Source organism: Streptomyces sp. DSM 40750 (assembly GCF_024612035.1).
Taxonomy (GTDB): Bacteria; Actinomycetota; Actinomycetes; order Streptomycetales; family Streptomycetaceae; genus Streptomyces.
Map to the genome: position 1 here is coordinate 869909 of NZ_CP102513.1, position 13100 is coordinate 883008.

10 protein-coding genes are annotated in these 13100 nt (G+C 71.4%); 5 read left to right on the forward strand and 5 right to left on the reverse strand.

Features of this window, described 5'->3' with window-relative positions:
* The first annotated feature begins 48 nt into the window (after positions 1 to 48).
* Positions 49 to 657: a TetR/AcrR family transcriptional regulator gene (locus JIX55_RS04115; protein WP_257561845.1), complete on the forward strand. Its 609-nt coding sequence runs from the start codon at positions 49 to 51 to the stop codon at positions 655 to 657.
* A gap of 70 nt (positions 658 to 727) precedes the next feature.
* Here the strand turns inward: JIX55_RS04115 and JIX55_RS04120 are convergent, their stop codons facing one another.
* From JIX55_RS04120 to JIX55_RS04135, 4 genes are all read right to left on the reverse strand, one after another.
* Positions 728 to 2347 (reverse strand): phytoene desaturase family protein, encoded by a 1620-nt coding sequence (locus tag JIX55_RS04120; RefSeq protein WP_257561846.1) that lies wholly within the window; start codon positions 2345 to 2347, stop codon positions 728 to 730.
* 92 nt (positions 2348 to 2439) lie between these two features.
* Complete coding sequence (locus JIX55_RS04125) at positions 2440 to 4728, reverse strand: serine/threonine-protein kinase (protein ID WP_257561847.1); 2289 nt, start codon at positions 4726 to 4728, stop codon at positions 2440 to 2442.
* 63 nt (positions 4729 to 4791) lie between these two features.
* Positions 4792 to 5673 carry an oxygenase MpaB family protein gene (locus tag JIX55_RS04130; RefSeq protein WP_257561848.1) on the reverse strand — a complete coding sequence of 294 codons (882 nt, stop codon included), beginning with the start codon at positions 5671 to 5673 and terminating at the stop codon, positions 4792 to 4794.
* 414 nt (positions 5674 to 6087) lie between these two features.
* On the reverse strand, positions 6088 to 6594 hold the full coding sequence (locus tag JIX55_RS04135; RefSeq protein ID WP_257569208.1) for a DUF6624 domain-containing protein: 507 nt from the start codon (positions 6592 to 6594) through the stop codon (positions 6088 to 6090).
* A gap of 474 nt (positions 6595 to 7068) precedes the next feature.
* Between JIX55_RS04135 and JIX55_RS04140 the strand changes: the two genes are divergently transcribed.
* The 4 genes from JIX55_RS04140 to JIX55_RS04155 all read left to right on the forward strand — a co-directional run bounded on the left by JIX55_RS04140 (position 7069) and on the right by JIX55_RS04155 (position 10890).
* Positions 7069 to 8007, forward strand: coding sequence for an ABC transporter ATP-binding protein (locus JIX55_RS04140; RefSeq protein ID WP_257561849.1), 939 nt, complete (start codon positions 7069 to 7071; stop codon positions 8005 to 8007).
* Entirely contained in the window at positions 8004 to 8849 is an 846-nt protein-coding gene (locus JIX55_RS04145) for an ABC transporter permease (RefSeq protein WP_257561850.1), read from the forward strand. The genes JIX55_RS04140 and JIX55_RS04145 overlap by 4 nt, the downstream gene beginning before the upstream one ends.
* Positions 8850 to 8986: 137 nt before the next feature.
* Positions 8987 to 10228, forward strand: a complete 1242-nt coding sequence (locus tag JIX55_RS04150; protein ID WP_257561851.1) for a sensor histidine kinase — start codon at positions 8987 to 8989, stop codon at positions 10226 to 10228.
* Positions 10225 to 10890, forward strand: coding sequence for a response regulator (locus JIX55_RS04155; RefSeq protein ID WP_257561852.1), 666 nt, complete (start codon positions 10225 to 10227; stop codon positions 10888 to 10890). Before JIX55_RS04150 ends, JIX55_RS04155 begins: the two co-directional genes overlap by 4 nt.
* A gap of 78 nt (positions 10891 to 10968) precedes the next feature.
* On the opposite strand, the gene JIX55_RS04160 is transcribed toward JIX55_RS04155, so the two are convergent.
* Positions 10969 to 13080, reverse strand: coding sequence for an acyltransferase family protein (locus tag JIX55_RS04160; protein ID WP_257561853.1), 2112 nt, complete (start codon positions 13078 to 13080; stop codon positions 10969 to 10971).
* Between the last annotated feature and the right edge of the window lie 20 nt (positions 13081 to 13100).

Below are 13100 nucleotides of genomic sequence, written 5' to 3' on the forward strand. Positions count from 1 at the left end.
TATGTATGCTGAACTGTCGAACGTCGACCGAAGAGGGGGCGGCTGGACATGCGGGTCACCAAGGCACAGGCGGAGCGCAACCGTGCGCACATCGTCGCGACAGCCTCCAGGCTGTTCCGTGAGCGCGGCTATGACGGCGTCGGCGTGGCAGAACTGATGGCAGCCGCCGGGTTCACCCATGGCGGGTTCTACAAGCACTTCCGCTCCAAGGCCGACCTGATGGCCGAGGCGTCCGCGAGCGGGCTCGCACAGACCGCGGCACGGACAGAAGGTGTGGACCCCGCCGAGTTCGTCGAGAACTACGTCTCCCGGGAGCATCGCGACGGCCGCAGTGACGGCTGCACCATCGCAGCCCTCAGCGGCGACGCCGCACGTCAGTCGGCGGACATCAAAACAGAGTTCGCAGCCGGGATCGAGAGCCTGCTGACGGCCCTTCAGGCCCAGAGCGACACGGCGGGGGATGCGGGCCAGCGCGCGGCCCGCACCATGGTGATCGACATGCTCGCCCATTCGATCGGCGCGATCATGTTGTCGCGGGCATGCCCGGACGGTTCTCCGCTGGCGGACGAAATCCTCGATGTCTGCCGCAAGGAAATTCTCGCGTCACTGGCACACGGCAACAGCGACCAGCCTGCGGCACGGAGCCCAGAAGCCTGACCACAGCCGACCGACGCAAGCCCCACCACCCGAACAGGGAAGGCAGCCCGGGGCGCTGGACGTCCACTGACTACGACAGCGCGCCGGTCCCGTACTCCTCCAGGACCGCCATCGCCGCGTTGTGCCCGGGAACTCCGCTCACCCCGCCGCCGCGCACCGCGCCCGCGCCGCAGAGCAGGACGTTGGTGTGGCGGGTCTCGACGCCCCAGCGGCCGACGCCTTCCTGTGCGTGGGGCCAGGCGAGGTCGCGGTGGAAGATGTTGCCGCCGGGGAGGCCGAGGTCGCGTTCGAGGTCGAGGGGGGTCCTGGCCTCGATGCAGGGGCGGCCGTCGGCGTCGGTGGCCAGGCAGTCGGCGAGGGGCTCGGCGAGGTGGGCGTCCAGCTGGGCGAGGGTCGACTTGAGGAGTTCCTCGCGTACGGCGTCGTTGTCGGCCTCGAACAGCCGCGCGGGCGTGTGCAGACCGAACAGGGTGAGCGTCTGGTATCCCTGGTCGACCAGGTCCGGGCCGAGGATGGTCGGGTCGGTGAGGGAGTGGCAGTAGATCTCGGAGGGCGGCGCCTCGGGAAGCGCGCCGGACGCGGCCTGTGCGTAGGCGGCGGCCAGTTGGCCGTACCCCTCGGCGATGTGGAAGGTCCCGGCGAAGGCCTCGCGCGGGTCGACGGACTCGTCGCGGAGCCTCGGGAGGCGCTTGAGCAGCATGTTCACCTTGAGCTGGGCGCCCTCGGCGGGGGCGGGCGGTTCGTCACCGGTCAGGGCGGCCAGTTCCTGCGGTGAGGCGTTCACGAGCACGTGCCGTGCGGCGACGGTGCCCTCCGTGTCGGCCGTCCGGTAGGTGACCTCGGCGGACCGTCCGTCCGTCGCGATCCGCCGTGCCTCGTGCCCGGTGGCGATCACGGCGCCGGCTTCGCGCGCGGCCGTGGCCAGCGCGTCGGTGAGGGCTCCCATGCCGCCGACGGGCACGTCCCAGGCGCCCGTGCCGCCGCCGATCACGTGGTAGAGGAAGCAGCGGTTCTGGCGGAGGGAGGGGTCGTGGGCGTCCGCGAAGGTGCCGATGAGCGCGTCGGTGAGGACGACACCGCGGACGAGGTCGTCGGTGAACGTCGACTCGACGGCCGCGCCGATCGGTTCCTCGAAGAGGATCCGCCACGCCTCCTCGTCGTCGATCCGATGGCGCAGTGCGTCCCGGGTGGGCAGGGGCTCGACAAGCGTCGGGAACACCCGCTCGGCGACACGGCCCGTCATCCCGTAGAAGCGCTGCCAGGCCTCGTACTCGCGGCCCGAACCCGTCAGCCGTGCGAATGCCTCGCGGGTGCGGCGTTCGCCGCCGCCGACCAGGAGCCCGGTGGGGTCGCCGTCGCGTTCGACGGGGGTGTACGAGGAGATCGTGCGGCCACGGACGCGGAAGTCGAGGTCGAGGTCCCGCACGATCTTCTTGGGCAGCAGGCTGACCAGGTAGGAGTACCGCGACAGCCGGGCGTCGATCCCGGCGAAGGGCCGCGTGGACACGGCGGCGCCGCCGGTGTGGTCCAGCCGTTCCAGCACGAGCACGGAGCGCCCGGCGCGGGCGAGGTAGGCGGCGGCGACCAGGCCGTTGTGGCCGCCGCCGACGATCACGGCGTCGTACGAGTCGTGCGGCCGGGGTCCGGCCGGGCGTCCGGGCTGTGCGTCGTGTGCGGGGGTGGCAGGCATGGCTCTTGGTAACACGCGATGATCGAGGTCGGCCAGGGGTGCGTGTCAGGTGGATCAACGCCTACTCGGTCCGCGCCGGAGCGACGGGGGCCTCAGTGGCCGCCGGTCGCCCGCTGTTGCCGTAGCGCCGCCACTCTCCGGTACAGCTCCACCGCCTCCTGGCCGCGGCCGAGCTGTTCCAGGCAGTGGGCCTCGTCGTTGCGGCTGGCGAGGGCGTCGGGGTGGTCGGCGCCGAGGACGCGTTCGCGGGCGTCGGCGACGCGGCGGTACTCGGTGAGGGCGTCGGCCCAGCGGCCGAGCCAGCCGAGGCCGACGGCGACCTCGCGGCGGCTGACGAGGGTGTCGGGGTGGTCCGGGCCGAGAACACGCTCGCGCAGGGCGCACACCTCGCGGGACTCGGCGAGGGCCTCCTCCCAGCGGCTGAGCCGGCCGAGGTTGACGCCGAGGCCGTGACGGGCGCGGAGCGTCTCGGTGTGGGCGGGACCGGAGACGCGGGTGCGGTCCTCGACCAGGGCGCGGTAGAGGGTCAGCGCGTCGGTGGAGCGGCCGAGCCGGCCGAGGCTGATGCCGACCTCGTAGCGGGCGGCGAGGGTGTCGGGGTGGTCGGGACCGAGGGCCTGGGTGCGGGCCTCGGCGACCTCCCGGTAGGTCTGCAGCGCCTCGGGCCAGCGGCCCAACTGGCCGAGGGCGTACGCGACTTCGCAGCGCGTGACGAGCGTGTCGGGGTGGTTCGCGCCGAGCACGCGGGCGCGGGCGTCGGCGACTTCGCTCGCCATGCGGTACGAGTCCTCCAGGCGGCCGAGCCTGCTGAGGTTGAAGGCGAGGTTGTGGCGGCAGCGCAGGGTGTCGGGATGGTCGGGTCCCGCGATGCGTTCGCGGGCGGCGAGGACGGACATGTATGCCTGGTGGGCCTCGAAGTGGCGGCCCAACTGGCCGAGCACATACGCCATTTCCTGCCGGGCGGCGAGGGTGTCGGGGTGCTCGGTGCCGAGCATGTGCTCGCGGGCGCGGGCGACATGGGCGAACTCGCTCAGCGCGTCGGCGGGGCGGCCGGTGCGGCTGAGGGTGAAGCCGACCTCGTAGCGGCTGGCCAGGGTGTCGGGGTGGTCGGGGCCGAGGGCGTGCTCGCGTTCGGCGGCGACCGCGCGGTGCACTTCGCCGGCCTCCGTCCAGCGGCCGAGGCGGCCCAGGCTCAGGCCCGCGTTGTGCCGCCCGGCGAGGGTGGTGAGCAACTCCGGTGACGGGGTGGGCCGTTCGGGACGTACGGGTTCCTCGACGCGGCCGGCCGCGGGGCGGGCGATCCACTCCCCGGTGAGCCCGGCGGAGGCGTCCGGCGGGGTGAGGCCCAGTCCGGCTCCGGTGGCCTTGTGGCCGGTGGTCATGCCACGGGTCCAGGAGGGCAGCCGGGGTTCGCGCGAGGGAGGCTGCTCGGGGCGGGTTCGAGGCCTGGGCATGCCGGGGGCGGCTTCGCGCGCCACGGGAGGCGAGACCACGGTCGGCACATGGACGGGGGCCGGTGCCGGGGCGCTGGCCATACGCCCTTCGCCGACCCTGCGACCCAACTCGCGTGCGTCGTGCGGCCGTTCGCCGGGTTCCTTGGCCAGGAGGTCCAGGATGATCCGGTCAAGGTACTCGGGCACCTCCTCGCGGTGGCTGCGCGGCGGGCGGGGCGCGGTGTCGCGGTGGCCCATGAGGACCGCCCAGGCGTCGTCGAGGTCGAACGGCGGTACCCCGGTGGCGATCTCGTAGAGCACGCAGCCGAAGGAGTACAGGTCGCTGCGCTGGTCGACCTGGTCGCCGCTGATCTGTTCCGGCGACATGTAGTGCGGAGTGCCCATCGCGATGCCGGTGCCGGTGAGCCGGGAGGTGAAGGTGACGTCGCGGCCGAGGCGCGCTATGCCGAAGTCGCAGATCTTCACCGTGCCGTCGGTGAGCAGCATGATGTTCGCGGGCTTCAGGTCGCGGTGCACGATGCCCTGCTGATGGGTGTAGGCGAGGGCGGCGGCGACCTGGTCGGCGATCTCGACGATGTCGGGGACAGGCAGCGGATGGTGTTTGTTGTCCTCCAGGAGCTGGCTGAGGTTGCGGCCCTCCAACAGCTCCATGACGAGGAACAGCACTCCGTCGGACTCGCCGAAGTCGTGCACGACGGTCACCCCCCGGTGCTGGAGGGCAGCCGCGACGCGCGCCTCGCGCCGGAAGCGTTCCCGCAGAACACGGGTGAAGGACTGGTCGGGCTGGGTGTTGATGGGCTTCAGGCACTTGACCGCGACCTGCCGGCCCAGCGACTCGTCTCTCGCACGCCAGACCTCGCCCATCCCCCCGCGCCCGATCAGATCGAGCAGCCGGTACCGGCCCTGGATCAGCCTGGTGTCCGCCATCGTCAACGATCGCCCCCGTATCCGTACGGACCCGCCCTCCCCTGGCCCGTCCAGTATGGCGACCTATCTCCCGACTTTGTACGGTGCCGGGCGCGAGCCGGGGCCGAGCCGTGACATGGCGCGCAGTATGTGCTTGGGCGGGAGTTGCCAGCGCAGACGTGCGGGAACACAGCGCAGGAGGGTGCCGGTGAGCCGTAGGCGACGGGTGACCACGGCCGGTGCGGGGCCCGGTCTGCCGTACAACTCGTGGGCGTACGGTGGCAGGGAGGCGTACGCCAGGTTCGCCACGCGCCGCCACAGTGCTTCGCGTGCTGGTACGAGCAACGGGTGGGCGGGCGGCCGACGCAGGAAGTCGTCCACCTCCCGCGCCTCGGGCCCGGCCGCCAACTCGGGCCGCACCTTCTCGAAGTACGCCGCCAACTCCCTCTGATCTCCAGGGACGTCGGCCGGGTCGAGGCCCACCAGACGGGCACTGACCCGGTGTTCGCCGATGTACCGGTCGGCGGCGGCCTCGGTGAGGGGGTAGCCGGAGCGGCGCAGGACGTGCAGATAGGAGTCGATCTCGGCGCAGTGCACCCACAGCAGCAGCTCGGGTTCGTCGACGCCGTATCGCTCCCCCGTGTCCGGGTCGGCCGCCGAGAGCATGCTGTGGATCTTGCGGACGCGGGCGCCCGCCTTCTCGGCGGCCTCCGTGGTGCCGTACGTCGTCGTGCCGACGAAGTTCGCCGTCCGTATCAGCCGGCCCCAGGCGCCCTTGTGGAAGTCGGAGTTCTGCATGACGCCGCGCACCGCCCGTGGGTGCAGGGCCTGGAGGTACAGCGCGCGGATACCGGCGATCCACATCACGGGGTCGCCATGGGCCTGCCACGTCACGGATGCCGGTCCGAACAGACCGGGGTCACCTATGACGGAGTCACCTACGACGGGGCCGCTGGGGGCATCCACGCCGTCAGGTGTGCCCACAGTCGCCAGGTGCCTCCAGAGCGTCACGCTGACCTGCCCCTTTGCCAACCGGCTTCAGCAGTATGGAGAGCTGTCCGCCGAGGATTCTTTGCCCATCGGTACAGATTCATGACCATCCTGCCCTGCACGGCGAAAGACGCTTCTCCCTCCCCCGGCTGTGTGCAACCGCGTATCCCCCACCACGGCGTCACCCTCGTACCTTTCCCAGGGCGCCGCCGGATCATTCGCTCGAAAGGGGGGGCGCGTCTCCTGTCTGTCGACGGAGCCGCGGCGCTGCAGTCGTTCACGAGAACGGCCCCCGGCCCGGCCATGCGCTGACGGATCGCTTCCTCCGGGATCGCGGCCTCCTCCCGGATGGCTCCGGGACCGGAGAACGCCTCTTCGGGGAGAGGGCCGTCAGGCCATCGCGAACCTGGCAACGTACTCGTCGAAGGGCTCGATGCCGACTTCCGCGCGGAGTTCGTCCATGCGGTGGGGCTCTTCGCAGGGCCACGGCACCGGTGCCCCGTCCTTCACCCCGGCGATCTGAGTGCCGTAGATCTGCTTGCAGCCCTCGTTGACCAGTGTGCGGTCGCGCAGAAAGGCCAGCTCACGCGAGCTGGCCGAGCCTGCCGACACCGCCCGCTGCATCAGCTGGAGGGCGCGTCGCTGGACGTCGCGCTGCCGGTCGGCGTGCTGGGCGATCAGCCATGCCGCACGCGCGGCCGCCTCGCCGACGATTTCCACCGTCGGCCAGCCGTACTCATTCATGATCTCACCGAGTCGGTCACCGTGCCGTGCGGTCAGCCGGCGCCATGCCAGCTGTTCGGCGGGATCATCGCTCTTCGCGTGGACTGAGGACTGGTGATCGGCCGCAGCCATGGCCGTGAGTTCCTCCGCCAGCGCGGCAATGTCGTGCGCCACTCTCAACTCCCTGTTCAAGTCGGTGCGTTGTACTCGTTGCCCGCAACCCTGGAAGAACATATCGGGCGTGAAGATCATTCTTGAGAACGGCGACAGGCACCTCCGCGCACCGCGATAGTTGATCTGACCCCGGAGCCAGAGCTGGAGTACGCGGCTGGTGCCACGATCCCCGCTATGCGGCGGGAGCCCGGCCGACTGCGCTTCCCGGCCGCCGGTCCGCGCTCTTCACCGGCAGGCCGCCGACCTGGCCACGCGGACACGGTCCACAGCCGAGCGGCTGCGCCCCCGGTACGACGACGAGTCGATGGTCAACCTTGTCCGATCACGGCGGGCGACCACGAGCGTCACCCCAAGGTCGCTGCCGCCGGCCTCGGCGTACTGCGGTCGTGGTACAGGCAGTGACCGCCGTGGGGCGACGCAAAAGCCGACCGCCTTGCAAGAACCTAGAGGCCTAAAACGACCCGGAGGTGGATTGTGATCGAGGTGAACAACCTCAGCAAGAGGTACGGGGACAAGCTCGCGGTCGACGCGTTGAGCTTCACCGTGCGTCCGGGAGTGGTGACGGGATTTCTCGGACCGAACGGGGCGGGCAAGTCGACGACGATGCGGATGGTCATGGGCCTGGACCGGCCGTCGTCCGGAACCGTCCGCGTCAACGGCCGCCCCTACGAGCAGCACAAGGCCCCACTGCAGGAGATCGGGGCGCTGCTGGAGGCGAAGGCGATCCACCCCGGACGCTCGGCATATCAGCACCTGCTCGCGCTGGCGGCGAGCAACGGCATCGGCAAGCAGCGGGTGCTGGAAGTGATCGACATGGTCGGTCTGACGGAGGTGGCCCGCAAGCGGGCGGGCGGCTTCTCGCTGGGCATGGGGCAGCGGCTGGGCATCGCCTCCGCACTGCTCGGCGACCCGAAGATCGTCATGCTGGACGAGCCGGTCAACGGACTCGACCCCGAAGGCGTGCTGTGGATCCGCAACCTCCTGAAGGACCTCGCGGACCAGGGGCGGACCGTCTTCGTCTCCTCCCACCTGATGACCGAGATGGCGTTGATCGCCGAGGACCTCATCGTGATCGGGCGCGGCCGGCTGCTGTCCGCGGGGCCACTCGCCGACTTCATCGCCCAGTCCGCCGGCCGGAGCGTACGGGTGCAGTCACCGCAGGCCGCGACCCTGCGTGACCTGCTGGTGGGCGACGGCGTCTCGGTCACCAGCAGCCGGCCCGGCGTGCTGGACGTCCAGGGGCTGGAGGCCGCCGAGATCGGCGAACGCGCGGCGGCCGCCGGGCTGGTGCTGCACGAGCTGTTCGTCCAGGAGGCGTCGCTGGAGGAGGCCTTCATGGAACTGACCCGCGACGCCGTCGAGTACCACGCCACCACCGCCGAGTTCGCCACCGCCGGAAGGACGAACCGATGAGCACCACCGCCCTCGACACACAGGAGACGCGGCAGACGACCGGGACCGCCGGTCGGCATACGGGCGGTCAGCGGGTGACCTTTCCGCGGGTCGTCCACATGGAATGGATCAAACTGCGATCGCTGCGCTCGACGCTCTACACGCTGGCGATCACCGTGGCCCTGGTCGTCGGCCTCGGACTGCTGTTCAGCGGTGTGGTCGGCTCGGGAGACGGTCCCGGGCAGGACGATTTCGGTGACCCGACCTCGATCAGCCTGGGCGGGGTGACGCTCGCCGCGCTGGCCGTCGCGGTGCTCGGGGTCCTGATGAGTGCCGGCGAGTACGCCACCGGGTCCATCCGCGCCACGCTGGCCGCGGTCCCGTCACGCCTGCCGGTGCTGTGGGGCAAGGTGGTCGTCTTCGCCGTGGTGAGCTTCGTGCTCATGTTCGTCGCGGTTCTCGGGGCTTTCCTGGCCGGTCAGTCGGTCCTGTCCTCGCGCGGTCTGGACACCACCGCGCTGTCCGATCCAGGGGTGTTCCGGGCGCTTGTCGGCGCGGCGGTCTACCTCACCGGTGCCGGGCTGATCGGCCTGGCGGTCGGCGTCCTGCTGCGCAACACCGCCGGTGCGATCACCCTCGTGGTGGGCGCGCTGTTCGTGGTGCCCGGCCTGATCCAGCTGCTGCCGAGCAGTTGGAACGACGCCATCGGCCCGTATCTGCCGTCGAACGCGGCGAACGCGGTCATGACGGTACGGACGGCAGGTGACTCGCTGTCACCCGGGTCCGGGCTCGTGGTGTTCGCCGGTTACATCGTCGTGCTTCTGGCCGGCGCAGCCGTCCTGCTCAAGCGACGCGACGCGTGACCCCGGTTGACGCGGGCACACCCACCAACCCGCTCGTACGCCTTCAGGCGTGAGGATGGGCGGGCACATCTGTCCGAAACCGAGCATCTGTATTGAGGATCGGTGAAGCCGTGATCGGACCGGCGTCACTGCGACGGGTGACCGGCGCTCACCCGCGCCTGCTGGATGCCGCCCTCGCCACGCTCGTGGGCGGTACCGGCCTGCTGCCCCTGCTGGTCGGACGGTGGCCCGACGGCGTACGACCGTCGGGCGCTGACGCCGTCGCCGCGGTGGCCGCGTTCCTGCTTCTACTGGCCCGCCGCCGGGCACCGCTGCCCGTCCTGGCGCTGGCAGTGCTCGGGGAGGTGGCCTTCACCGTCCTCGCGTCGTATCCGTCGCGGGTGCTGAAGGTCGCCGTGTTGATCGCGGTCTACACCGTGGCCCGAACGGTCCGCCGGCGGATCGCCTTGGTCGCCGTCTCGGCCACGGCCCTCGCCCTGTACGCCGTCATCACCTATGCGTCGGAGTCGGCCGCCGGCCCGGAGGGTGGCGCCGCGTTCGCCTGGACCGGGATGTTCGCCGCCGTCGGAGGCACCGTACGCACCTGGCACGACTACGTCGCCGCGATGGAGGAGCGAGCGCTGCGGGCGGAGGCTAGCAAGGAAGCAGAGGCCCGCCGCCGGGTCGCCGAAGAGCGGCTGCGCATCGCGCGGGAACTCCACGACGTGATCGCCCACCACATCGCCCTGATCACCATTCAGGCAGGGGTCGCCGGTCACTTCCTGCGCGGCCGGCCGGATCAGGCCGAGGTGGCACTCGGTCACATCCGTGACGCCGGCCGCACGGTCCTGGACGAACTGGGCCCGCTACTGCACGTACTACGACAGTCCGGCGACGAGACGGACGAGACGCAGCCGACCGAGCCCGTGCCCGGCCTGTCCCGCCTCGGAGGGCTCCTCGAATCGCTGACCGCCGCCGGGCTGAGCGTCCGCCATCAGCAGGTCGGCCGCCCCCGCCCCCTGCCGACCGCCATCGACCTGGCCGCCTACCGCGTCATCCAGGAGGGCCTGACCAACGCACACAAGCACGGCGCGACCGCCGAGGCGGACCTGCTCGTCGACTACGGGCACGACGAACTGCGCATACGGATCACCAACCCCCTACACTCCGACCCGTACCCGGCGCCGGCCGCGATGGGCACCGGACACGGGCTGACGGGCATGCGCGAGCGCACCCACGCGGTCGGCGGCAGCCTCCATGCCGGATCGGACGCCGACGGTCGTTTTCGCCTCGCCGTGCATCTACCGCTGCCCGCAGCCGGACCACCGACCGACACCCGCACGTCGGATCGGTCCGGAACCGCCCCGCGCGCGACCGCCGTCAAGGGGAGACAGGGATGACCATCCGCGTTCTGCTCGCCGACGACCAGACCCTCGTCCGCACCAGCTTCCGCATGATCATCGAGTCGGATCCGGACCTGGAGGTCGTCGGAGAGGCCGCGACGGGCGAAGAAGCGGTCGGACTGGCCCGCAGCACCCGTGCCGACGTCGTGCTGATGGACATCCGGATGCCCAACATGGACGGCCTCGCCGCCACGCGCGCCATCTCGGCGGACGAAGACCTCGCGGGCGTACGGGTGCTGATCCTGACGACCTTCGAAGCCGACGAGTACGTCTTCGAGGCGCTGCGTGCCGGGGCCAGCGGGTTCCTCGGAAAGGGCGTGGAGCTCTCCGACCTCCTCGACGCCATCCGGCTGGTCGCCCGTGGAGAGGCGCTGCTGTCACCCAGGGCGACCAAGGCACTCATCGCCCACTACCTCTCGTCCCCCGACAGGACGAGCACTCCGGCCCCGGCGCTGACGACCCTGACCGAACGCGAGCGCCAAGTGCTCGTCCTCGTGGCCGCCGGCCTCTCCAACGACGCCATCGCCGAACAGCTCCACATCTCGCCCTCGACCGCCAAGACCCACGTGAACCGCATCATGACCAAACTCGGCGTCCGCGACCGCGCCCAACTCGTCGTGATCGCCTACCAGACCGGCTACGCCCACCCCGGCGCATGACCGACCGCACCCCACTCGGTGCACCGGGTGCCTGTCGGGTGCCGGACGGCGGGCGCAACACCGCCGGTGCGAATGTGGTCAGGGCGCACCCACGAGGCGATCCAGCTGCGGCGCCAGAACCGGGGCAAGCGCCTCGGCGTACGCCTCTGAGAGGTGGCTGTCGTCGCGGTAGACGGCGGTGTCGGCGACGACTACGGGGCAGATGCCGGTGCGGGGGGCGCAGAGCCAGGGGGTGGGGTCGATGACTGTGGCGGCCGTTGTGGATGCGGCGGTGCGGATGGCCGCACGGCGGGTCGCGTCGCGGGTCGCGCCCGGCAAGTGGTTCGCGCAGGCGCGTAGTTGCAGGGAGTTCCTGGCAGCGCAGTCGATCGGGTCCCCCTTGGGCCACGGGGTGTCGAGCAGGGCGGCGACCCGGGCGCCTGAGGTGCCCAGGTCGCGGAAGGTGTTCTCGAAGCCGGTGGTCCACTGGTGGAGGGGGTCGGCGGCGGGGCGGGCCGGGTCGCCGGCGTCCGAGGAGGAGACGACGACCAGGGCGGGGCGCAGGGTCCTGATCCTTGCCATGGCGTCGGAGCGCCAGGTGTCGCAGGCGGTGTACGGCTTGTGGCCGCTGATGATGGTCACGTCGGCGACCTTGCAGGAGGCCTTCGTCAACGAGACCAGCTTCCAGCCGCGTGCGGTCGCGAGCCGTTGCAGGGCCGGGAACCACTGGGCCGCGTGGGAGTCGCCGAAGAGGACGACCGTACGGGAGGATGACCGGTCGCCGTAGACGCAGGGCCGGGTGCGGGTGGCGGCGTAGTCGACGTGGCAGCCGTCCCGGTAGACCGCGGAGCGGGAGGACTTCACCTTCGGCAGGGGCGGGGCGAGGTTGCTCGGCAGGGCGGTGGGAGACGACGTCAGGAGTTCGGTGAGACGTGCCTGCGAGGCCGGTGTGCGGGAGAGAGCCTGCGCCAGCGCGGGCGCGGGGTCGCCCACCTCGATCGTCGACGGGACCGCCGTCGCCGTCAGGGACAGCGCCGAGACGCCCGCGGACAGCGCGGCCCCGAGGGCCAGAGCACGGCGGGAGCGCCCGCGGAAGGCCCGGTGGAAGCGGACCGGGTTCTCGACGAGACGGAAAGTCAGCCACGCCAGGCCCAGCGCCGCCGCGGACAGCCCGAGCGCGAGTGGCACTTCGGCGGTGCCGTCGGCGCGGCCCAGCGCCGCCGGGGCTATGACCAGCAGCGGCCAGTGCCACAGGTACCAGCCGTACGAGAGTCCGCCGAGCCACACCAGTGGCCGCCACCCCAGCAGCCGGCCCGCGCCGTGCGGGGTGGGCGCGCAGCCGCCGGCCAGCACGAGCGCGGTGCCGACGACCGGCAGGAGGGCGTGGTAGCCGGGAAAGGGCGTCTCGTCGTCGTACCAGACCGCTGCCAGCGTGACGCAGGCCAGGCCGAGCCAGGTCAGCGGGGCCGCGAGGGCGGCGGGCAGTCGTTCCAGCCGGCCGGTGGCGAGTGCCAGGAGCGCACCGGCGCCCAGTTCCCAGGCCCGGGTGAGGGAGCCGAAGTACGCCCAGGGCGCCGAGGAGTTCGTCATGAGAACGCCCGCCGCGAACGACCCCAGGCACAGTACTGCGAGCGGCACCGCGACCAGTCGGCGCCGGCCGCGGGCGACCCGCCAGGTGAGCAGCAGGAGCAGCGGCCACACCAGGTAGAACTGCTCCTCCACGGCGAGCGACCAGAAGTGCTGGAACGGCGACGGCGGGCTGTTCTGGGCGAGGTAGTCCGTACCGGCCGCCGCCAGCCGGAAGTTGAGCGCGTACAGCGCGCCGGCGAGGGCGTCGCCCGCGTACTCGGCGAGCCGCGCCTTCGACAGGAAGAGCCACGCCCCGCCCAGCGTGACGGCGAGGACCAGGGACGACGCGGGAAGCAGCCGCAGTGCCCGGCGGGCGTAGAAGGAAGGGACCGACCCCCAGCCGGTGGTGGCGAGTTCGCGCAGCAGCAGCGACGTGATGAGGAAGCCGGAAATCACGAAGAAGACGTCGACACCGATGTAACCGCCGCTGACCTGGGACACGCCGGCGTGTGAGAGCACCACCAGCCCGACGGCCACCGCACGCAGCCCCTGGATGTCGAGCCGCAGGGCGTGGCCTTGGGGCGGTGCGGATCTGCCGCTCGCCGGGACGGTACGTATCTCGGCGGACGTGATGCTCGGCATCAGGGGGTGACTCCTCGGGG